The following is a 20,579-nucleotide window of genomic DNA, read 5'->3' as shown; positions in this document are numbered from 1 at the left end:
TTGCGTCCGGCGCTGTTTTTATTCGTTTCTCGGCTGCTGGCTGGCGCCCATGCGGCGGGCCGCCCTGCAGTAATGCTCCCCTCAACTGGGGCGCTTGCCGGCGCCCCGTGGCTCCCTTGTCTCCGCTGCACGCAAGAAATTGGCACTATCGTACCGACAAGGTAACAAACTATTTTTCCCCCTGCCAAGCCATCCGAGAGCCATTCGTCATGGTGGCGGCGCGTCCGGAGAGGGCCGCGCCAGACCGGATTGGACCCGAGTGCGCCAGCGCCAGCAATGACGCTTCGCGCCAGAGCGATTCACAAATCCGCCCCGCCTTGCACCGCTGCGGTGCATTTCCGGCCATCCCGTCTCCCGATTGGGCAAGGGCGCGTGCCGGGATCGCGGAGAATGGCATGCACACTGATGGCACTTCGCTTGCTTGCAGCCGAAGACCGTCGAAGGAGATCGCCATGCTGCAGCTGTTGCGCCAAACCACCCGCCAGGCCGCCGAAGAGGCGAGCCTCGCGGCCCTGCTGGACCATCACGACCTGACCGTCCGCCTGCCGGAGCGGCAACCCTTGCAGGCGCGACTGAATCGCTTCACCGACAGCCTGCAGCAACGCATGCGCCTGAGCCTGGGCGCCGCCGTCGATATTGCCGCCCACGCGCCGCAACTGGCGCAGATCGCCGCCATCACCGAAAGCAGCGGCCAGGCGCTGGCGCAGAGCGCGGAGCTGATCGCCAGCGCCAGCGAGCAGGTCAGCACCAGCCTCGATGCCGAGCTGGTACCCAGCGCCGGCCAGGTGTCGCAGCTCTCCGGTCAGGTCGCCGCGACCCTGCGCGCCTGCCAGGACAGCGGCCGCCAGGTGCTCGGCCAGGTCGAGGCGATCGGCGACAGCGAGGCGCAACTGGAAGCGGTGATCCAGCGCCTGCTCGGCCAGCTCGAGGAAGTCAGCCAGGTGATCGGGGTGATCGCCAACATCAGCCAGCAGACCAACCTGCTGGCGCTCAACGCGGCCATCGAGGCGGCACGCGCCGGCGAGCACGGCCGTGGCTTCGCGGTCGTCGCCGATGAAGTACGCCGACTGGCGGGCCACACCACCCATGCCACCGGCGATGTCGGGCGGATCATCGACGCCTTCCGCACTGGCATGGCCGAGCTGGGCGAAGCCGGTACGCGCGTGCACCAGGCGGTAGCCGCCGGCCGTGAGGGCATGGCTGCGATGAGCGAGGGCCTGGAACGCACACGCCAGTCCATGGACAGCCTCGACGAGCGCGTCATTCATATCGCCAGCGGCACCGAGCAGATCGGCCAGGCCGTGCGCGCCATCAACGGCGACGTGCAGAGCATCGCGCAGGTGGCCGCCGATCTGCGCGGCAAGGCCGGCCAGGTGCAGCAACACAGCCAGGCCGTGCGCGGCAATGCCGACCGCCTGCTGGAGGGCCTCGGCGCCTTTCGCCTGCGCCTGCACCGCGAAGTGCTGGAGCACGTCCAGCAACTGGCCGGCGATTCGCGCCTGCTTGGCTCGATAGAGGATGCGGAGCGCCTGCTGCGCCAGACGCTCGCCGAGGACGAGCGCTTCGAGCTGTTCTACCTGGTGGGCGGCAACGGCGTGCAGCTATCGGACAACCTGTTCGCTGCTGGCGTTGCTGCCGGCGCCAGCAGTGATGCCCGTGGCCGCGACTGGTCGCAGCGCCCCTGGTTCCGCGCCGTGAAGGACAGCGGGCTGGGCCATGTCACGCCGGTGTACCGCTCCAGCGCCACCGACGACTATTGCCTGACCGTCTCGGTCCCGCTGTTCGACGCCAGCGGTGCGCTGGTCCGCGTGCTCGGCGCCGACGTGCGACTCTCAGCCCTGCTCTGAGCCGGGTGGCTCCGGCGGCGAGCGGCTATCCTATTGCCCATCGTCCCGCCGGAATCGCCGTCATGAATCCCGCTCCGCTCGCCATCCGTCCTCGCGCCGAAGACGTCGAAGGCATGTCCATCCTGCGCGCGCTGCCCGCCGCGCAGTGCCGCAGCGTCGGCCCCTTCGTGTTCTTCGACCACATGCTCGCCACCGACTTCGCGCCGGGCCAGGGCATGAACATCCACCAGCACCCGCACATCGGCCTGTCCACCCTCACCTACCTGCTCGAAGGCGAGGTGCAGCACAAGGACAGCCTCGGTTCGGACCAGTTGGTACGCCCCGGCGACGTCAGCTGGATGACCGCCGGCCGCGGCGTCGCCCATGTCGAGCGCACGCCGCAGGCGCTTCGCGAAAGCGGTTCGCGGATGCACGGCCTGCAGGTCTGGCTGGCCTTGCCGCAGGCCGAAGAAGGCCGGGAGCCCAGCTACCAGCACGTGCCCGCCGCACAGTTGCCGCAGAGCGAAAGCCTCGGCGTGCGCATCCGCCTGATCGCCGGCAGCGGATTCTGCCTGGAGTCGCCGGTGAAGGTGCTTTCGCCAACGCTCTACGCCGATCTCGAGCTGGTAGCCGGGAGCACTCTGATTCTTTCGCCTGAAATTGCTGAAAGAGCACTTTACCTCTTGGAAGGCGAAGCCCTGCTCGACGACAATCCCGCGCCCTTGCGCGAGCTGCTCGTCCTGCCCTCCGGGGAAAGCCCGGTCTTGAGCGCCTGCAGCGATTGCCGCGCGGTGCTCATCGGCGGCGCGCCGCTGGATGCGCCACGGCGGATGAACTGGAACTTCGTAGCCAGCGATCCGGCGTTGATCGAGCAGGCCCGACAGCGCTGGGCCGCCGGTGACTGGCCGCGCGTGCCCGGCGAGCAGAGGCGCATCGAGCTGCCGCGCTGAACGCGCGTCCTCCCCATTCATCCACGTCCTGGAGCTTCCATGCCAGACAACAATCGTCATACCAGTGCGCTCACGGTGCTCACCGTGCTCTTCTTCATGTGGGGCCTGATCACCTCGCTGAATGACATCCTGGTGCCGCACCTGAAGGCGGTGTTCACCCTCAATTACGTGCAGGCGTCGCTGATCCAGTTCAGCTTCTTCACCGCCTACTTCGTGATGTCCTTCCCCTCCGGCCGCCTGGTCGAGCGCCTGGGCTACAAGAGCGGGATCATCCTCGGCCTGCTGACCGCCGGTGTCGGTTGCCTGCTGTTCGTGCCGGCGGCCAGCGCGCAGTCCTATATGTTCTTCCTCGCCGCGCTGTTCATCCTCGCGTCCGGCATCACCCTGCTGCAGGTGGCGGCCAACCCGTACGTGAACATCCTCGGCAGCCCCGAATCGGCGGCCAGTCGATTGAACATGACCCAGGCCTTCAACTCGCTGGGCACCACGGTCGGCCCTTTGGTGGGCTCGGTGACCATCCTTGCGATCGGTGCCGGCGCCGCCGGTGAAATTGGCAGCGCCACCGCCGAGGCGGACTCGGTGAAAATGCCGTACCTGGTGCTGGCCGGCCTGCTGCTGGCTATCGCCGTGCTGATCGCCCTCTTCCGCCTGCCGAAGATCACCCACGGCGAACCCAGCGACGGTTCTGCGTCCGGCCAGCATTCGCTGTTCGCCCATCGCCATCTGGTCTTCGGCGTGATCGGCATCTTCGCCTACGTCGGCGCCGAAGTAGCCATCGGCAGCTACCTGGTCAGCCTGATGGGCCAGCCGGACATCGCCGGCCTACCGAGCGAGAAGGCCAGCAAATACCTGTCGCTGTACTGGGGCGGCGCCATGGTTGGCCGCTTCATCGGCAGCGTGTTGATGCGCAGCATCCGCCCGAACCGCATGCTGGCGTTCAACGCGCTGGTCAACGCCGCGCTGCTGGCGGTTGCCATCAGCATTGGCGGTCACGTGGCGATGTGGGCGCTGATCCTGATCGGCCTGTTCAACTCGATCATGTTCCCGACCATCTTCTCGCTGGCCCTCGAAGGCCTGGGCAACCTCACCAGCAAAGGTTCGGGCCTGCTCTGCATGGCCATCGTCGGCGGCGCGCTGATGCCGCTGCTGCAGGGCTTCTGCGCCGACCACATCGGCCTGCTCTACTCGTTCGCCATCCCGCTGGTCTGCTACCTCTACATCAGCTGGTTCGGCGCCCGCGGCTACCGCGCCGATGAGCTCCCCGCCAAGCGCACCGCAACCGCGCCCTGATCCGCTGCGGCGAACCGCTCCCCGCAGCGGTTCGCCCCATCCCTTCTACGCCCGCACGCTTTCCCAGGCGATCTGCGCCAGCAGATCGCGGCAATCCTTCAGCTCGATCCGGGTACGTCCGGCCAGCCAGTTGCGCACGAAATCGTGGGTCGGGCCTATCACCACCGAGTTGAACAGCTCCAGGGGCATGTCGCGCAGCGCCCCGGCTTCCCGGTGCATCCGCAGCAGTTCGGCAATGCGCCGGCCCTGCTGGCGGTTGGCCTCGCGCAATTCATCGCCCATCTCGCTGTGCTCGACCCGTCCGCGGTTGTGCAGGACGAAGCGCGCCCAGTCGGGGTTGGCCATCACCCAGTCGATGTAGCAGGTGACGAACAGCTTGATGCACGACTCGGCGCCCATGTCCTGCGCCAAGCCGGCTTCGAGCATCGCCGCGTACTGGCCAACGCCCTCCAGGTAGAGCGCGCCGATGATCCGCTCGCGGTTGCCGAAGTGGTGGTAGAGGCTGCCGATGCTGGCACCGGAACGGTCGCGGATCATCTCGATGGTGGTGGCATCCACCCCAAACTCGCTGAAACAGGCCAACGCGGCCTGGAGGATGTCGTCTTTGCGGGAAGCTCGGCCCATGGGATTCCTTGTGCGGATCGCTTCTAGAATATTTTTCTAGAATTAATTTCTAGTCTTCGTATACTGCCCTGGCGCGCAACCATCCTTCAATCCGAATCCCCTGGAGTTGCCATGAGTCAGATGATGCAGATGTACCGTCAGGTCGGTCCCGAGCAGTTCAGCGCCATGATCGGCCAGGTCGCGCCCTACTTCGCCAGCATCGCGCCGACCTTCGTCGAGCTGCGCCCGGGCTATGCCGAGGTGACTTTCGCCAAGCGCCGCGAAGTGCTCAATCATATCGGCACCGTGCATGCGATTGCGCTATGCAATGCCGCCGAACTGGCCGCCGGGACCATGACCGATGTCTCTATCCCTGCTGGTCGTCGCTGGATTCCCCGCGGCATGACCGTGGAATACCTGGCCAAGGCCGACGGCGACATCCGCGCGGTGGCCGATGGCGGCGCCGTCGACTGGAGCGCCGAGGGCGACCTCAAGGTGCCGGTGCTGGCCTATGTCGGCGACAAGCTGGTGTTCCGCGCCGAAATCACCATGTACGTCAGCCAGGCCTGACCTTTTCCGAACGGACTCTGGAGCCAACAGCCATGATCACCCCGCACCCCCGCGACCTCGACAACGCCCAGGGACAAAGCCTGGCCAGCCTCTGGTACCAGCCGCTCGGCGAAATGCGCGGCGCCGCCCTGATCGTCCCGGCCATGGGTGTCGAGCAGCGTTTCTACGCTGCCTTCGCCGGCTGGCTGGCCGAGCGCGGCTACCTGGTCGTCACCTTCGACTACCACGGCATGGGCCAGTCGCGCCGCGGGTCGTTGCGGGAGGTGAAAGCGAACGTGGTCGACTGGGGCCGACTCGACTGCAGCGCCGTACTCTCCGCTGTCGCCGAGGCCGCCGGAGACAAGCCGCTGTACTGGATCGGCCATAGCCTTGGCGGGCAAATCCTGCCCTTCGTCGATGGCCGAGCGCGCATCACGCGCGCCTTCAGCATCGCCAGCGGCAGCGGCTACTGGCGCGACAACACGGCCGGCCTGCGTAGCCGCGCCTGGTTGCTCTGGCACCTGATCGCACCGGTAGTAACGCCGCTGCTGGGCTACTTCCCGGGACGCCGCCTGGGCATCGTCGGAGACCTGCCGCGCGGCGTGATCGAGCAATGGCGGCGCTGGTGCCTGCATCCGCAGTACGCGCTCGGCGAGGGCGAGCAGATGCGCATCCGCTATTCGGCGGTGCACACGCCTATCGTGTCGCTGTCGTTCACCGACGATGAAATGATGTCCCAGCGCAGCACCGAGGCCCTGCTGGGCTTCTACCAGAGCGCGCCCAAGGTGAACCGGCGGATCGCCCCGGAACAACTGGGCGTGAAGCGCATCGGCCACTTCGGCTTCTTCCGGCCGCAGTTCGCCGAGTCGCTGTGGGAGCGTTATCTGCTACCGGAGCTGGGCTAAGCGCCCAGCTCCGCTACGGCAGTCAGGCGAGGTCGACCAGCACCCGGCCGACCAGCTTGCCGGCGAGGATCTGGTTGATGGCGGCAGGCAGGTCGTCGAGGCTGATTTCGCGCACCAGCTCTTCCAGACGCGGCAGCTTCCACTGCAGGGACAGGCGATCCCACATAGACGCCTTGACCACCAGCGGCAGCTCGACCGAGTCCACGCCGAGCAGATTCACGCCACGCAGGATGAACGGCAGCACCGATGCCTTGAAACCGGCACCGGCGGTCAGCCCGCAGCAGGCCACGCTGCCGCCGTATTGCAGCGACTTGACCACGTTGAACAGGATATCGCCGCCCACGGTGTCGACTGCGCCGGCCCACTGCTCCTTGAGCAGCGGCTTGTCGACGCCATCGGCGACGGTGGCGCGATCGATGATCTGGCGCGCGCCCAGTCCATTGAGGAACTCCGCCTGCTCCAGCTTGCCGGTCGAGGCCGCCACGCTATAGCCCAGTTGCGCCAGCAGCATCACCGCGATGCTGCCGACGCCGCCGCTGGCGCCGGTGACCAGCACCGGGCCGGAAGCCGGGGTGAGGCCGGCCTGCTCCAGCTTGTCGATGCACAGCGCGGCGGTCAGGCCAGCGGTGCCGAGGATCATCGCCTCGCGCAGGCTCAGGCCTTGCGGGCGCTTGATGACCCAGGCGGCCGGCACGCGGATGTACTGGCCGAAACCACCATCGGTGTTCATGCCCAGGTCGTAGCCGGTGACGATCACCTCGTCGCCGGGCGCGAACTCACCGACAGAGGACTCCTCCACCACTCCGGCCGCATCGATGCCCGGCGTGTGCGGGTACTTGCGGGTGACGCCACGGTTGCCGCTGGCGGACAACGCATCCTTGTAGTTCAGCGACGAGTAGCGGACCCGGATCAGCACGTCGCCTGCGGGCAACTCGGAGGTGTCGCGCTCGACCACTTGCTGCTCGTACAGGCCGTGCGGGGTTTCGGTGACCCAAAGGGCCTTGAATGCACTCATGTCGATCTCCTTTTCAATCCTGTCGCAGAGACGGTGCATCCACCGTCCCGGGAAATCATTGCCAGTAGCGGCTGCGCCCCAGGCGCTCCCACCAGCTCAGCAGCACGCGGTCGATCACCGTGCTGGCGCCGACGCCCAGGCGCTCCTGAACGCTCTTCTTCTGCAGGTACTGCAGGTGATAGACGTCCGCATCGCGGGCGCGTTCGGCCAGATACTCGTCGCTGGTCTTCAGTTCATCGACCAGCTTGCGGCCGAGTGCTGCCTGGCCCAGCCAGACTTCGCCGGTGGCGATCTCGTCGATGGCGAGCTTCGGCCGGTAGTGGGCGACGAAGCTCTTGAACAGCTCGTGGGTGGTTTCCAGGTCTTCCTGGAACTTCTCACGGCCCTTGTCGGTGTTCTCGCCGAACACGGTCAGGGTGCGCTTGTACTCGCCAGCGGTGAGCACCTCGAAATCGACGTCGTGCTTCTTCAGCAGGCGGTGCACGTTCGGCAATTGCGCCACCACACCGATGGAACCGAGGATCGCGAAGGGAGCGGAAAGGATGCGCTCACCGATGCAAGCCATCATGTAGCCGCCGCTGGCGGCGACCTTGTCGACGCACACCGTCAGCGGCACGCCGGCCTGTCGGATGCGCGCCAACTGGGAAGCGGCCAGGCCGTAGCTGTGGACCATGCCGCCACCGCTTTCCAGGCGCAGCACCACTTCGTCCTTGGGCGTCGCCAGGCTGAGCAGCGCGGTGATCTCGTTGCGCAGGTGCTCGGTGGCGGAGGCCTTGATGTCGCCGTCGAAGTCCAGGACGTAGACACGGCTCTTCTGGCTGCCGGCCTTCTTCGCCTGCTTGACCGCCTTGTGTTCCGACTTGCGCAGGGCCTTGAGCTTGTCCTTGTCCAGCACGCTGCTCTGCAGGCGCTCGCGCAGGTCCTTGTAGAAGTCGTTGAGCTTGCGCACTTCCAGGTGGCCGCCGGAGCGACGACCGCGGCCACGCAATGCCGCTATCGTCACCAACACCACCACGACCGCCACCACCACGGTAAGGGTCTTGGCCAGAAAGCCCGCGTAATCCAGAAGAAACTCCACACTTCCCCCTATTCACCTTTGCCCCGCCCGCCGACCGGAACGGAGAATCCAGCAAGCATACCCAGCCGGCCAGGCCGCAGCCAGCGCCGCGGAGCGCCGTCATCAGCGGCGGGAATGGCATTCAAACAAGCGTATGTTTTTTCGTTGACAGCCCCAGGCCTTCCTCATAACCTCGCGGAACTTTCACCCCTGCCGAGGTCCGTGCGTGGGCAGCATCTATCTGATTCGACATGGCCAGGCTTCATTCGGCGCCGACGATTACGACGTGCTCTCGCCGACCGGAGTGCGCCAGGCTGAAATCCTCGGCGAACACCTGGCCGGGCTGGGCCTGCGCCTGGACCGCTGCCTGGCCGGCGACCTGCGTCGCCAACGCCACACTGCCGAAGCGGCACTGCAGCGCATGGCCGCAGCCGGCCTGGCGGTACCCGACCTGGAAATCGATGCGGCGTTCAATGAATTCGAAGCCGACGCGGTGATCCGCGCGCACCTCGACGACCTGCTCGAAATCGACCCCCAAGCCCTGCACATCCTGCGCAATGCGGCGCAGCATCGTGCCGAGTTCCAGCGCCTGTTCTCCTTCGTCATCGCCCGTTGGGTTTCCGGCGAGCACCACAAGGACGGCCTGGTCAGTTGGCAGGAATTCCTCGACACCGTGCACGACGGCCTGCAGCGCCTGCTGCAACAAGCCAGCGGGCGCGACAACATTGCCGTGTTCACCTCCGGCGGCACCATCACCGCCCTGCTCCAGCTGATCGTCGGCATGCCGGCGATCAAGGCCTTCGAGCTGAACTGGCAGATCGTCAACACTTCGCTCAACCGCCTGAAGTTCCGCGGCAGCGAAGTGTCCCTGGCTTCCTTCAACAGTCACGTGCATCTGGAACTGTTGAAGGCGCCGGAGCTCATCACCTACCGCTGAGCCCGGCCCACTGCGCCCCTCGGGGCGCGCGAGAAAACCTAGAAAAGGGATAGAACCATGAGCGTTGCTGACATCGTCTCCACCATGAAGAGCAAATTCAACGCCGGCGCCGCCGCAGGCCTGGACCTGGTGTTCCAGTTCAACATCGAAGACGGCGACAACCACTACCTGGTCGTCAAGGATGGCACCTGCGAAGTCGTACAAGGCGACGCGCCGAACCCGAACGTCACCCTGATCATGGACAGCGAGACCCTGAAGGGCATCACCAGCGGTGAGACCGACGGCATGCAGGCCTTCATGGCCGGCAAGCTGCGCGCCGAAGGCGACATGATGCTGGCCATGAAGCTGGGCGAGCTGTTCCCGGTCTGATCCGCGGAACGCTGCCAGCCAGCACAGAAAAACCGGAGCTTTGCGGCTCCGGTTTTTTTTCGCCTGCAAGGCCCGCCGAAAGCCGAATCAGGCAGCTTGATCGACGGCCAACACGCTCGCCAATAACAGCCTGCGCATTCTTGTAGGGACCTTGGGTGAGCATTAGATTAGCCAATTATCTCGGGGCGCCATCATTGCCCAGCATGATATTCCCGAGAGTCGCTGCTCCTGCAGCCACCGCCCACGAGAAGGGATAAGCATGTCGCTGACAGACCAGTCCACCCGCATCCGCCAAGGCGAAGAACTCGACGCCGCTGCCATCGATCCCTACCTGAAGGCCCATATTCCGGGGCTGCAGGGCGAACCCAAGATCAGCCAGTTCCCCGGTGGCGCGTCGAACCTGACCTACCTGCTGGAATACCCCAGCCACGAGCTGGTGCTGCGCCGCCCACCGTTCGGCCACAAGGCCAAGTCGGCACACGACATGGGCCGCGAATTCCGCATCCTCAACCAGCTCAACGCCGGCTTCCCCTACTGCCCGAAAGCCTACGTGCACTGCACCGACGAGTCGGTGATCGGCGCCGAGTTCTACGTCATGGAGCGGGTCAACGGCATCATCCTGCGCGCCGACCTGCCGCCGGAGCTCAAGCTCGACGAGCAGCAGACCAACCAGCTGTGCAAGAACTTCGTCGACCGCATGGTCGAACTGCACAACGTCGACTACGTCGCCTGCGGCCTGGCTGACCTGGGCAAGCCGGAAGGCTACGTACAGCGCCAGATCACCGGCTGGACCGACCGCTACGAGCGTGCCCTGACCCCCGATGCGCCGAGCTGGGAGCCGGTCAAGGCCTGGCTGCGCGAGAAGATGCCGGCCGACCACCACAAGCCGGGCATCGTCCACAACGACTACCGCTTCGACAACGTCATCCTCGACCCGAAGGACCCGATGCGCATCATCGGCGTGCTGGACTGGGAACTGACCACCATCGGCGACCCGCTGATGGACCTGGGCAACACCCTCGCCTACTGGATCGAAGCCAAGGACCCGGCGCCGGTGCAACTGATGCGCCGCCAGCCCAGCCACCTGCCGGGCATGCTGACCCGCCAGCAATTCGCCGACTACTACGCCGAGCGCGCCGGCCTGCCGCAGATTCAGAACCTCGACTTCTACTACACCTACGGCCTGTTCCGCCTGGCCGGCATCGTGCAGCAGATCTACTACCGCTTCTTCCACGGCCAGACCCAGGACAAACGCTTCGCTCAGTTCATCCACATGAACAAGCTGCTGGAGCAGATGAGCCTGCAGGTCATCGCCAAGTCATCGCTGTAACACCGATCACAACAAGGGGAACCCCATGTCCAAGACCCACCTGTTCGACCTCGACGGCAAGATCGCCTTCGTCTCCGGCGCCAGCCGCGGCATCGGCGAGGCCATCGCCAAGCTGCTGGCCCAGCAGGGCGCCCACGTGATCGTCTCCAGCCGCAAGATCGACGGCTGCCAGGCCGTGGCCGACGAGATCATCGCCGCTGGCGGCAAGGCGACCGCAATCGCCTGCCACATCGGCGAGATGGAGCAGATCCAGAGCGTCTTCGCGCAGATCCGCGAACAGTTCGGTCGCCTGGACATCCTGGTCAACAACGCCGCCACCAACCCGCAGTTCTGCAACGTGCTGGACACCGACCTGTCGGCCTTCCAGAAGACCGTCGACGTGAACATCCGCGGCTACTACTTCATGTCCATCGAAGGCGGCAAGCTGATGAAGGAACATGGCGGCGGCAGCATCATCAACGTGGCCTCGATCAATGGCGTGAGCCCGGGGGAATTCCAGGGCATCTACTCGGTGACCAAGGCAGCGGTGATCAGCATGACCAAGGTCTTCGCCAAGGAATGCGCGCAGTTCGGCATCCGCTGCAACGCCCTGCTGCCGGGCCTGACCGACACCAAGTTCGCCTCGGCCCTGACCAAGAACGACTCGATCCTCAAGGTCGCCCTGCAACGCATCCCGCTCAAGCGCGTAGCCGACCCGAGCGAGATGGCCGGCACCGTGCTGTACCTCGCCAGCGACGCCTCCAGCTACACCACTGGCGTTGCACTGAACGTCGACGGCGGCTTCCTCTCCTGAGGTCCATCGCGGCATGAAAAAGGGAGCCTTCGCGCTCCCTTTTTCATTTACCGACTCGCGCCTACCGCCAGTTCTGCAGCGCCTGGATTGCTGCCTGGTTGACCGGCTCGGCTTGCAACCCCGCAGGCCCCGAATGCACGGAGAACACCGCCTGGTCGGCCAGAGGCAGGAAGCTCACGCGCCCCGCCTGCGGCCTGAAGATCAGCAGGTCGTGCTGGCCATCGCGCAGCCAGCGCCAGAGATCGATACCGGAGCCGCTGCTCGCGAGTTCCAGGCGACGCGCCTGGCTCTGCTGTTCGACGGCCAGGAAGCGCCCGCTGAGGCTCTGCAGGCGATAGCCAGGAGCGAGGCCGATCAGTGCCGCCAGGCCCTTCCACTGCATGATGCGCACGTCCAGTTGCCAGAGATCGCCGTCCAGCTCCAGGCTACGCTCGCTGTTGCCTTCCAGAACCTTCACCTCGAAGCGTTGCGGCGCCAGTTGGCGGAAGCTCAGGGTGGCCAGCGGGCGGTCTGCCGGGAGCGGCTGGTAGCTGCGCAGGTCCCACGCAGCCAGCGCGACCAACCCGGCCAGCGCGACGAAGACCAGGCCAGCGCAGCCGCGCAGCCAGCCGAGGAACCAATGGCGGTCGAAGAGGATTCGGGCGGCGACCAGCAGCGCCAGCAGGGCGACCAGCGCGAATGTCCAGGCCAGACCGTCGTACTGCATGCATTCAGTTCCTAGCAGGTAGAATTGCCGGCATTATGCGCAGCCCTCGGCGGCGCCACCAGTCGCTCCGTCGCAGCCTTGGACCCAGGTCGTACATTTCATGCTTCTCGAACTCACCGTTGACCCGCTGACCCTCGCCATTCTCGCCGTCGTCGCGTTCATCGCCGGCTTCATCGATGCCATTGCCGGCGGCGGCGGACTGCTCACCATCCCTGCCCTGCTCACCGCGGGCGTGCCGCCGCACCTGGCGTTGGGCACCAACAAGCTGAGCTCGACCTTCGGCTCGGCGACCGCCAGCTTCACCTTCTACAAGCGCAAGCTGTTCCACCCGGCGAAATGGCGTAACGCTCTGATCGCTACCGCCATTGGCGCAGCCATCGGCGCCTGGGCCGCGCACCTGCTGCCGGCGGAATGGCTCAACCGCATGCTGCCGGTGGTGGTGTTCTCCTGCGGTATCTACATGCTGTTCGGCGGCACGCCCAAGGCGCCACTGGATGCCGACGCCCGCGTCGGCCAGAAGCGCCAGTGGCCGCAGGGCCTGGGCCTGGGCTTCTACGACGGCGTGGCCGGCCCCGGCACCGGCGCTTTCTGGACCGTCAGCAGCCTGCTGATGTATCCGCTGGACCTGGTCCGCGCCAGCGGCGTGGCACGCACCATGAACTTCATCAGCAACATCATGGCGCTGGCGGTCTTCGTCGCTTCGGGTCAGGTGATCTGGCTGCTGGGCCTGTGCATGGGCAGCGCGCTGATGGTCGGCGCTTACCTGGGGGCACGCACGGCCATCGGCGGCGGCGCAAAGTTCATTCGCCCGGTGTTCATTCTGGTGGTGCTGGCGTTAACCGCGCGCCTGGCCTGGCAGCACTGGTTCAGCGTCGTTTGAGGGGACGCGGCGGCGAGCGCCGCCGCGTTCAGTGACCGCCGCCCGGCAGGACGGGATCGGGAAGACCGGCGCGGCGCGCCAGGAAGACGTCGATCAGGTAGCGGGCAATGGAACGCCCGGCCGGCAGGCGTGGCAGCTCGTCAATACGGAACCAGCGCGCGTCCTCGATTTCGTCCGGCTGCATGACGATCTCACCGCTGACGTAATCGGCATGGAATCCGAGCATCAGCGAATGCGGGAATGGCCAGGACTGGCTGCCCAGGTAGCGGATGTTGCCGATCTCAAGACCGACTTCCTCACGCACCTCGCGGGCCACGCAGTGCTCCACCGACTCGCCCGGCTCGCAGAAGCCGGCCAGGGTGCTGTACATGCCCGGCACGAAGCGTGGCGAACGCGCCAGCAGAAGCTCATCGCCGCGGGTGACCAGCACGATCATGCTCGGCGAGAGCAACGGGTAGCGTTGGATATCACAGGTCTCGCAGCGCATTGCGCGGTCGCGCGGCATCCGCTGCATCGGCGCGCCGCAACTGCCGCAGAAGCGATTCTCGCGAGCCCAGGTACCGATCTGGCTGGCGAAGCCGAGCATGGCGAACAGGTCTTCGTCGGCTTCCAGCATGAAATGACGCAGACCGATCCAGTCGCAGCCTTCCAGGCGCTCCGGCGCATCCACTTCCAGCAGGTAGATGGCATCGCCATCGAAGTGCCCTACCCCGTGCTCGGAGAGCACGCGCAGGTCCTGGCGCTTTAGCCACTCGCGGGGAAACAGCACGCCATTGGCATCGCCGAGAAACTGCTGCTTGTAGTGGGCCAGGGCCCAGCCACCTGCGGCAGCCGGGTCGAGCAAGGCCGATTGCCAACGCCCGGTACGCATCAGGCGGCCACCTCAAGGCCCAGGGCGCGCACGCTCTCGGCGGCGACGTCCAGTGCATGGGGCTGACCTTCGAATCGCAGCACGGCTCCACCCTCCAGATAGTACTCAAGGCCGGTCAGGGCATCGGCCAGGGTTTCCAGCATCTGCTCCGACGGCATCTGCGTCGACTCGATCATCTGCCGCTGGATGTAGTCGGCGCAGGCGCCAACCAGCTCGGCGGCACGTACCTGGTCGAGGAACCAGAGCCCGCCACGCACGGCTTGCAGGCTGAGCGGTACGTTGGCCAGGTGCAGCTTGTCGCCGTTGGACTCCAGATAGGCAGTGATCGCGCGCTTCGCCAAGGCCAGACCGCCCTGCGCCTCATCGATCACCACGATACGCGCCTCGGCCAGTTGGTGCACGGCGAAGGAATCAGCGGACGGTTCAGCGTTCAGGTCGACGGCGGCTGCGCGAGTGCCGGGACGCTGCCCGTGCTCCAGGCTGGCGACCATGCTTTCCACATAGAGCAGCGCATCGGCCAGGGTATTGAGTGCCGCAGGTGACTCCACGGCGCCCTTGGCTACCCAGCCGGAAACCACCGTCGTCTGGGTCTGCAAGGCGGTGGCCGCGGAGTTCAGGCCCACCATGCCGAGGGTCTTGCCCAGCTTGCCGAGCTGGCTGTGCAGCGTCGCCAGGGCATCGCCCTGGGATACGCCGCGCTCGATCAGGTCCAGCTGATCCTTGACCGCGGTCAGCTCCTCACGGATCGCCACGGACAGCGAACGCATCACCTCGCGCCCCGGGCCGGACAGGCGCTGCGACTCGTCCTCCAGCAGGTGGTCGGTAAACGGCAAGGGAGCCAGGCCGAACACAGCCTTGAGCTCGCTTGCGCGCGGCCCCTTGGTGTCCGCCAGCGCGGTCAGATAGAGCAGCTCTTTGAGCAGTTGACGTGGCGGCTCGTAGGCCTCGTTAGCCAGCAGTTGCTTGAGCTCCCGGTCGATGCGCGAGAACAGCTGCTTGCGCGTGCGGCGCGGCAGCATTTGCGCATCCACCATCGATTCCAGTGCCCCCGCACCTACCCAGCAAAGGCGCGTGCGCGCACCCAGGCCGAGCAGTTGATCCAGCCCTGCCAGGGCACGCCCCATGGCTTTGAGGCTCGGGTAGAGCGGCTGCTCGCGGACCAGACCGAGCAGGCCGGCCTGGTACAGGTGGCGCAGGCGACGTACTTCGCCCGCAGGGTCGGCTACCGCAGCAGTGGTTTGCGAAACCGGCGGGCGCGGCAGATCCAGGCGCGCGCTGAAGAAGAAGCTCTCCGGCAACATCGGCTGGCCGGCGGCGAGACGCACGTCGTTGATCGCCGGCAGAAGGAGTTCGGGGATTTCCTGGCGATTGGTCTCGAGGTTCTCGAGATAACGACGCAGCACGTAGAGCGCATTGCCCAGCGCAGCGAGTTGGCCATCGCGCTCCTCACCGACGCCGGTGGGAATGTCGGTGGCCAGCTGCAGCGCTTCCTGGGCCAGCAGCTCGGCACCGACCAGCTCGATCAGGTTGAGCGTGCCGCGAATCTGCGCCAGGCATTCCACCGCATGCTGCAGGAGGCTGCCGTTCTGCCGCTCGGCAATGAACTGCTCCAGGTTCTGCTCGGCCTGTTCCATGGTGGCGAACAGCTCGTCGCGCACCAGACTGAGGGAGGTGGCTCCGGTGACCATCGGCCTAGCGCGCCTCCTGCGCGGAAATGGAGAGTGGCATCAGTCGGCGAACTCCGGCTGCTTCTTGCTCATGTGCGCAGCGATGGCCGCCTGCAGGTCAGCCGACTGGAGCATCGCAGCGTTCCAGGTGGCGATGTACTCCAGGCCGTCCGCGACGCTGTGGTCGCGGGCGTAACGGATCATTTCCTTGGTGCCGCGAACGGCGATCGGAGACTTGGCGGCGATCTGCCGGGCGATCTCGAACACGCCGTCCAGCAGCGCCGAACTGTCGGCATAGCTGCGGTTCACCAGGCCGATGCGCGCCGCTTCGCTGGCGTCGACCATACGCCCGGTGTAGGCCAGCTCGCGCATGACGCCATCGCCGATCAGGCGCGGCAGACGCTGCAAAGTGCCGACGTCCGCGGCCATGCCCATGTCGATCTCCTTGATGGAGAACTGCGCGTCATCGCTGCAATAACGCATGTCGCACGCCGAGATCAGGTCGATGGCGCCGCCCAGGCAGTAGCCCTGGATCGCGGCGATCACCGGCTTGCTGCAATCGTCGATGGCATTGAAGGAAGCCTGCAGCTCGAGGATGGTGCGGCGCAGCTTGCGGGCGTTGCGGCCGACGTCCTTGCCCAGCTGGCTGCCGGCCTGTGCCAGCAGCATCAGGTCGATGCCGGCGGAGAAGTGCTTGCCGGCGCCGGATATGACCACCACGCGGACCTCGTCGGTCTCGTCGGCCCAGCGGAAGATGTCGACGATCTCGCGCCAGAAGTCCGCGTTCATCGCGTTGATTTTTTCCGGGCGATTGATGATGACGTGGGCGACCTTATCGGCCAGCTCGACGCGAAATGCTTTGTACTCGGTCACGGAGGTGGTCCTCGGAGGTGCCCTGCTCTGCTGTGCGCGGCAGGTCTTGTAGTGGTGACGCGCCACTATAACAAGGCAAGGACAAAAGTCGATGCCAGGCTATGTGACGCAGGCCACGCCCCGAATGCAGCAGGGCGCAAGCCCCGCCAAGCTACTCGGAAACGGCCACGGGCAGCCCCTGCTGGCGGTTCCGCCATTGCCGCCAGGTATACATCGGGATACCCGCCATGAATACCAGGAAGCCCCAGAAGATCGCCTGCTCGCCAGTGCCGTAGAGGGCCCACAGCGAGTAGAGGAAGCCGAGCGCGCCGACCGCCACCAGCTGCGGCCGCGAGCGCGGCGAGAAGGACTCGGGGCGCACCGCCAGCAGCTGAAGCAGCGCCGCAGTGCAGAAGGCATACGGCACCACGCCGGTCATGGTGCCGAGCAGGATGATGACGTTGAACACCTCGACCAGCTCGCCACGCCCGTCGATCAGCACCAGCACCGTCACCAGCAGCCCCGACGACCACAACCCGTTGGCCGGTGCGCCGTATTTGTTGAGCTTGCTGAAGGACTCCGGGAACAGGCCGTCACGCGCCGGCGCGACCGGGATCTGCCCCTGCAGCAGCACCCAGCCGTTGAGCGCACCGAGGCAGGCGATCACCGCACCGCCGGCTACCAGGTAGTAACCCCAGTCACCGAGCAACAGGCGCGCAGCATCGGCGAACGGCGAAGTCGACTTGGCCAGCACGTCCGGCGGCAGCAAGCCCTGCACCGCAGTGATCGACAGTATGTAGACGGCGGCCGCCACCAGGGTGCCGAACAGAGTGGCGCGAGGAATGGTGCGCTTGGGGTCGCGCACATCGTCAGCCGGTACCGTCGCCGACTCGAGGCCGATGAAGGACCACAGGGTCAGCGCCGCAGTCGTGGCGATTGCGTGCGCATAGCCCATGTTGGGCAGTTGCTCCACCGGCGGGATGACCAGGTACTCCCCGTGGAACTGAGTCCAGCCGAGGATGCCGATCAGCAGCAGCGGAATCAGCTTGAGCGCGGTCAGCAGGTTCTGCATCACCGCAAATGCAGCGATGCCGCGCAAGTTGACGAAGGTGCAGAACCAGATGCAGCCGATGGCGGTGGCGACCATCAGCACTGGATCGGCCAACGCCGGGATGAACACCCGCAGGTAGCCGACCAGGGTCACGGAAATCGCCGCGTTGCCGATCCACGCGGCTTTCCAGTAGGTCCATGCGCATAGGTAGCCGGCAAAGCTGCCAAAGCCGTCACGGGTGTAGGCGTATGGACCGCCTGCGCCGGGGTTGAGCCGCGCCAGGCGGGAGAAGGTGAGCGCCAGCAGGACTGCCCCTGTGCTCGACACCAGCCAGCCGAACAGACTGAGTCCGCCATAGCTAGCCAGGCTGGACGGCAGCAGGAACACCCCTGAGCCGACCATGTTGCCGACCACCAGAGCGGTGCAGCTCCAGAACCCCATGCTGCCTTTCTTGGCAGCGCCTCCCCCGCTCATCCTCTCTCCTTAGAGCCGTCCGACGTACAACGACGGACTCAGCTGTCGGCGTTTTCCACGATGCACTCCACTGTATAGCAGCGCTCTCCGTCGACTTCCTGCGATTGCAGGCCGTGCACGTCCGAATCGAAGCCCGGGAAGCTGCGCTCGAAGATCCTGGCGAAGGCCAGATAATCGAGGATCGAGCGGGTTTCCTCGGTGAAGCGCTCGCCCGGCATGATCAGCGGAATGCCCGGCGGATAAGGCACCAGCATCACCGCCGCGATACGCCCCAGCAGCTGGTCGATCGGTACCGCCTCGACCTCCCCGCGCACCAGCTTGGCGTAAGCGTCGGCCGGGCGCATCGCCACCTCCGGGAGCACCGTATACATGCGCTTCATGGCCTTGGCCGTGGCGTGCTGGCGATAGCAGGCATGCAGGCGCTCGCAGAGATCGCGCAGTCCCATGCCCAGGTAGCAGGCGCCATCGGCCTGGAGCACGCTGGGCAGGACTTCGGCCAGCGGCGCATTGCGGTCGTAGCTGCGCTTGAACTCCAGCAATTCGGTAACCAGGGTGCTCCACTTGCCCTTGGTCACGCCCAGGGAGAACAGCACCAGGAAGGAATAGAGGCCGGTCTTCTCCACCACCAGGCCGCGCTCCCAGAGGAAGCGACTGACCACTGCCGCGGGGATCCCGTGTTCTTCCAGCTTGCCGGCCGCATTGAGCCCGGGAGTGGCCAGCGTGACCTTGATCGGGTCGAGCAGCACGTAGTCATTGGCCACGTCGCCGAAGCCATGCCAGTCGGCGTCGGGCACAAGCAGCCAATCGCGCGTCCGTACTTCGTCAGTCCCTTCGACACCCGGCGGCTGCCAGACGCAGAACCACCAGTCTTCGGGCGTCAGGCTCTGCTGCACGTTGGCCAGCGCGCGGCGGAAGCTTAGCGCCTCGTCGAAGGTCTCCTGGATCAGCGAGCGACCGGCTGTGCCCTCCATCATCGCCGAGGCCACGTCCAGCGAGGCGATGATGCCGTACTGCGGCGAAGTCGAGATGTGCATCATGAAGGCTTCGTTGAAGCGCGCACGGTCGAGGCGCCGCGCGCCGCCGTCCTGCACATGGATCATCGAGGCCTGACTGAAGGCGGCGAGCATCTTGTGCGTCGAGTGCGTGGTGAACACCAGCGGCCCGTGCTCGCTGCGGCTGGTCGCCATGCCATAGCGTCGGTCATAGAACTCGTGGAAGGCCGCGTAGGCGTACCAGGCTTCATCGAAGTGCAGCACCTCGACGCTACCGTTCAGTGTCTGCTTGATCAGCTCGGCGTTGTAGCAGAGGCCGTCGTAGGTCGAGTTGGTCACCACCGCCAGCTTCACTTTTGGCTCGCGCCCGCGGGCCAATGGACTAGCCGCGATCTTCGCGGCAATCGACTCGCGGCTGAACTCCGATAGCGGAATCGGTCCGATGATGCCCAGCTCGTTGCGCTCAGGGCACAGGTAGAGCGGGATGGCGCCGGTCATGATGATCGAGTGCAACACCGACTTGTGGCAGTTGCGGTCGACCAGCACCAGGTCATCGCGACAGACCATGGAATGCCAGACGATCTTGTTCGCCGTGGACGTGCCGTTGATCACGAAGAAGGTGTGGTCAGCGCCGAAGTTGCGCGCCGCGCGCGCCTCGGCGTCGGCCAGCGGGCCGGTGTGGTCGAGTAGCGAGCCCAGCTCCGGCACCGAGACCGACAGGTCCGAACGCAGCGTGTTCTCCCCGAAGAACTGGTGGAACGCCTGCCCCACCGGGCTCTTGCGATAGGCCACCCCACCACCGTGCCCCGGTGTATGCCAGGAATAGTTGGACTGCGCAGTGTGCTCGACGAGGGCGCGGAAGAACGGTGGCAGCACCCCTTCCAGGTACTTGCGCGCAGCACGCGAAACCTGGCGGGCAAGGAACGGAACCGTGTCCTCGAACAAGTAGAGGATGCCGCGCAATTGATGCAGGTCGGCCATGGATTCGGCCGGCGCGTTCTCGATGGTCATCTGCTCGCCGAGGGCGAAGATCGGCAGCTGCGCCGCGCGTACCCGTGCCACGCGGATCAGCTCGACGACGTCCTGCAGCAGGCGCTGGTTCTCCCCCGCCCCCTCGGCGGCGACCAAAATGCAGGCCAGCCCATGGTGGGTCGAGGCGACGATGCGGCCTTCGGCAGAACTGGCAGTGGAGAGGATGCTGAAGCCGTCCTGCTCCAGCTCGCGGGCGATGCCGCGGACGCGATCCCCCGCGACCGTGTCGGCCTTGATGTCGCGGTGGACGATGAGGATGGGGAATTTCAGGTCTTTGTACATTGTGAGCCCCGGAAGCTGACGGACTCTGCCGTCTGTCCTCGCAGAATATGGGCTTACTAAATGTAGGGAAATATAGCTGGCTTACCGTTGTAACAAATGGTCGCACGGGCGACAGGGATTGGCGTTTCCCCGCAGGAACGGACCTTGT

General features: G+C 65.8%; 19 protein-coding genes and 1 pseudogene. 11 read left to right on the top strand and 9 right to left on the bottom strand.

The features are described 5' to 3' along the window. Nucleotides 1-209: 209 nt before the first annotated feature. From PKB_RS30540 to PKB_RS09940, 4 genes and pseudogenes are all read left to right on the top strand, one after another. Nucleotides 210-1,283: pseudogene (locus PKB_RS30540) on the top strand (methyl-accepting chemotaxis protein); the annotation flags it as partial. A gap of 18 nt (nucleotides 1,284-1,301) precedes the next feature. After that, entirely contained in the window at nucleotides 1,302-1,847 is a 546-nt protein-coding gene (locus PKB_RS30535; protein ID WP_408004236.1) for a PDC sensor domain-containing protein, read from the top strand. Nucleotides 1,848-1,909: 62 nt separating this feature from the next. Next, on the top strand, nucleotides 1,910-2,776 hold the full coding sequence (locus tag PKB_RS09945) for a pirin family protein (protein WP_043251298.1): 867 nt from the start codon (nucleotides 1,910-1,912) through the stop codon (nucleotides 2,774-2,776). A gap of 39 nt (nucleotides 2,777-2,815) precedes the next feature. Continuing rightward, nucleotides 2,816-4,066 carry a sugar MFS transporter gene (locus tag PKB_RS09940; RefSeq protein ID WP_043251296.1) on the top strand — a complete coding sequence of 417 codons (1,251 nt, stop codon included), beginning with the start codon at nucleotides 2,816-2,818 and terminating at the stop codon, nucleotides 4,064-4,066. A gap of 45 nt (nucleotides 4,067-4,111) precedes the next feature. Here PKB_RS09940 and PKB_RS09935 read toward each other — a convergent pair whose 3' ends face one another. Continuing rightward, nucleotides 4,112-4,690 (bottom strand): TetR/AcrR family transcriptional regulator, encoded by a 579-nt coding sequence (locus PKB_RS09935; protein ID WP_043251294.1) that lies wholly within the window; start codon nucleotides 4,688-4,690, stop codon nucleotides 4,112-4,114. Between the two features lie 111 nt (nucleotides 4,691-4,801). Here PKB_RS09935 and PKB_RS09930 point away from each other — a divergent pair, with 111 nt between their 5' ends. Together PKB_RS09930 and PKB_RS09925 are read left to right on the top strand one after the other, a co-directional pair. Beyond that, complete coding sequence (locus PKB_RS09930) at nucleotides 4,802-5,239, top strand: hotdog fold domain-containing protein (protein ID WP_043251292.1); 438 nt, start codon at nucleotides 4,802-4,804, stop codon at nucleotides 5,237-5,239. Nucleotides 5,240-5,271: 32 nt separating this feature from the next. Next, nucleotides 5,272-6,123 carry an alpha/beta hydrolase family protein gene (locus tag PKB_RS09925; RefSeq protein WP_043251289.1) on the top strand — a complete coding sequence of 284 codons (852 nt, stop codon included), beginning with the start codon at nucleotides 5,272-5,274 and terminating at the stop codon, nucleotides 6,121-6,123. A gap of 22 nt (nucleotides 6,124-6,145) precedes the next feature. On the opposite strand, the gene PKB_RS09920 is transcribed toward PKB_RS09925, so the two are convergent. Next, a complete protein-coding gene (locus tag PKB_RS09920) occupies nucleotides 6,146-7,138 on the bottom strand; it encodes a YhdH/YhfP family quinone oxidoreductase (RefSeq protein WP_043251288.1) in 993 nt (330 codons plus the stop codon). A gap of 55 nt (nucleotides 7,139-7,193) precedes the next feature. Then, nucleotides 7,194-8,216: a protease SohB gene (sohB, locus tag PKB_RS09915; RefSeq protein ID WP_043251285.1), complete on the bottom strand. Its 1,023-nt coding sequence runs from the start codon at nucleotides 8,214-8,216 to the stop codon at nucleotides 7,194-7,196. Nucleotides 8,217-8,421: 205 nt separating this feature from the next. On the opposite strand from sohB, the gene PKB_RS09910 reads away from it, so the two are divergent. The 4 genes from PKB_RS09910 (at nucleotide 8,422) to PKB_RS09895 (ending at nucleotide 11,624) form a co-directional block, all read left to right on the top strand. Then, entirely contained in the window at nucleotides 8,422-9,132 is a 711-nt protein-coding gene (locus PKB_RS09910; RefSeq protein ID WP_043251283.1) for a histidine phosphatase family protein, read from the top strand. A gap of 57 nt (nucleotides 9,133-9,189) precedes the next feature. Beyond that, on the top strand, nucleotides 9,190-9,501 hold the full coding sequence (locus PKB_RS09905; RefSeq protein WP_009619228.1) for an SCP2 sterol-binding domain-containing protein: 312 nt from the start codon (nucleotides 9,190-9,192) through the stop codon (nucleotides 9,499-9,501). A gap of 259 nt (nucleotides 9,502-9,760) precedes the next feature. After that, nucleotides 9,761-10,831 carry a phosphotransferase family protein gene (locus PKB_RS09900; protein WP_043251279.1) on the top strand — a complete coding sequence of 357 codons (1,071 nt, stop codon included), beginning with the start codon at nucleotides 9,761-9,763 and terminating at the stop codon, nucleotides 10,829-10,831. A gap of 25 nt (nucleotides 10,832-10,856) precedes the next feature. Next, on the top strand, nucleotides 10,857-11,624 hold the full coding sequence (locus tag PKB_RS09895) for an SDR family oxidoreductase (protein ID WP_043251276.1): 768 nt from the start codon (nucleotides 10,857-10,859) through the stop codon (nucleotides 11,622-11,624). 61 nt (nucleotides 11,625-11,685) lie between these two features. On the opposite strand, the gene PKB_RS09890 is transcribed toward PKB_RS09895, so the two are convergent. Beyond that, nucleotides 11,686-12,330, bottom strand: a complete 645-nt coding sequence (locus PKB_RS09890; RefSeq protein WP_043251273.1) for a hypothetical protein — start codon at nucleotides 12,328-12,330, stop codon at nucleotides 11,686-11,688. 100 nt (nucleotides 12,331-12,430) lie between these two features. On the opposite strand from PKB_RS09890, the gene PKB_RS09885 reads away from it, so the two are divergent. After that, entirely contained in the window at nucleotides 12,431-13,210 is a 780-nt protein-coding gene (locus PKB_RS09885) for a TSUP family transporter (protein WP_043251270.1), read from the top strand. Nucleotides 13,211-13,238: 28 nt separating this feature from the next. Here PKB_RS09885 and nudC read toward each other — a convergent pair whose 3' ends face one another. The 5 genes from nudC to PKB_RS09860 form a co-directional block, all read right to left on the bottom strand. Then, complete coding sequence (gene nudC, locus PKB_RS09880; RefSeq protein WP_043251268.1) at nucleotides 13,239-14,081, bottom strand: NAD(+) diphosphatase; 843 nt, start codon at nucleotides 14,079-14,081, stop codon at nucleotides 13,239-13,241. Next, entirely contained in the window at nucleotides 14,081-15,769 is a 1,689-nt protein-coding gene (locus tag PKB_RS09875) for a FimL-related protein (RefSeq protein WP_043251265.1), read from the bottom strand. Before PKB_RS09875 ends, nudC begins: the two co-directional genes overlap by 1 nt. Before the next feature lie 39 nt (nucleotides 15,770-15,808). Next, nucleotides 15,809-16,621: a crotonase/enoyl-CoA hydratase family protein gene (locus PKB_RS09870; RefSeq protein ID WP_043251264.1), complete on the bottom strand. Its 813-nt coding sequence runs from the start codon at nucleotides 16,619-16,621 to the stop codon at nucleotides 15,809-15,811. A 151-nt stretch (nucleotides 16,622-16,772) separates the two neighbouring features. After that, on the bottom strand, nucleotides 16,773-18,125 hold the full coding sequence (locus tag PKB_RS09865) for an amino acid permease (RefSeq protein ID WP_043251262.1): 1,353 nt from the start codon (nucleotides 18,123-18,125) through the stop codon (nucleotides 16,773-16,775). Nucleotides 18,126-18,163: 38 nt separating this feature from the next. Next, complete coding sequence (locus tag PKB_RS09860) at nucleotides 18,164-20,431, bottom strand: Orn/Lys/Arg family decarboxylase (RefSeq protein WP_043251261.1); 2,268 nt, start codon at nucleotides 20,429-20,431, stop codon at nucleotides 18,164-18,166. Nucleotides 20,432-20,579: the final 148 nt, after the last annotated feature.

The organism is Pseudomonas knackmussii B13 (genome assembly GCF_000689415.1).
In the GTDB taxonomy this organism is placed as follows: Bacteria; Pseudomonadota; Gammaproteobacteria; order Pseudomonadales; family Pseudomonadaceae; genus Pseudomonas; species Pseudomonas knackmussii.
This window is presented reverse-complemented; position numbering and strand designations above follow the sequence as displayed.

Coding starts and splice junctions, on each gene's coding strand:
- PKB_RS09945 (WP_043251298.1), top strand. CDS start 1,910: ATGAATCCCGCTCCGCTCGCCATCCGTCCTCGCGCCGAAGACGTCGAA.
- PKB_RS09940 (WP_043251296.1), top strand. CDS start 2,816: ATGCCAGACAACAATCGTCATACCAGTGCGCTCACGGTGCTCACCGTG.
- PKB_RS09935 (WP_043251294.1), bottom strand. CDS start 4,690: ATGGGCCGAGCTTCCCGCAAAGACGACATCCTCCAGGCCGCGTTGGCC.
- PKB_RS09930 (WP_043251292.1), top strand. CDS start 4,802: ATGAGTCAGATGATGCAGATGTACCGTCAGGTCGGTCCCGAGCAGTTC.
- PKB_RS09925 (WP_043251289.1), top strand. CDS start 5,272: ATGATCACCCCGCACCCCCGCGACCTCGACAACGCCCAGGGACAAAGC.
- PKB_RS09920 (WP_043251288.1), bottom strand. CDS start 7,138: ATGAGTGCATTCAAGGCCCTTTGGGTCACCGAAACCCCGCACGGCCTG.
- PKB_RS09905 (WP_009619228.1), top strand. CDS start 9,190: ATGAGCGTTGCTGACATCGTCTCCACCATGAAGAGCAAATTCAACGCC.
- PKB_RS09900 (WP_043251279.1), top strand. CDS start 9,761: ATGTCGCTGACAGACCAGTCCACCCGCATCCGCCAAGGCGAAGAACTC.
- PKB_RS09895 (WP_043251276.1), top strand. CDS start 10,857: ATGTCCAAGACCCACCTGTTCGACCTCGACGGCAAGATCGCCTTCGTC.
- PKB_RS09890 (WP_043251273.1), bottom strand. CDS start 12,330: ATGCAGTACGACGGTCTGGCCTGGACATTCGCGCTGGTCGCCCTGCTG.
- PKB_RS09885 (WP_043251270.1), top strand. CDS start 12,431: ATGCTTCTCGAACTCACCGTTGACCCGCTGACCCTCGCCATTCTCGCC.
- nudC (WP_043251268.1), bottom strand. CDS start 14,081: ATGCGTACCGGGCGTTGGCAATCGGCCTTGCTCGACCCGGCTGCCGCA.
- PKB_RS09875 (WP_043251265.1), bottom strand. CDS start 15,769: ATGGTCACCGGAGCCACCTCCCTCAGTCTGGTGCGCGACGAGCTGTTC.
- PKB_RS09865 (WP_043251262.1), bottom strand. CDS start 18,125: ATGAGCGGGGGAGGCGCTGCCAAGAAAGGCAGCATGGGGTTCTGGAGC.
- PKB_RS09860 (WP_043251261.1), bottom strand. CDS start 20,431: ATGTACAAAGACCTGAAATTCCCCATCCTCATCGTCCACCGCGACATC.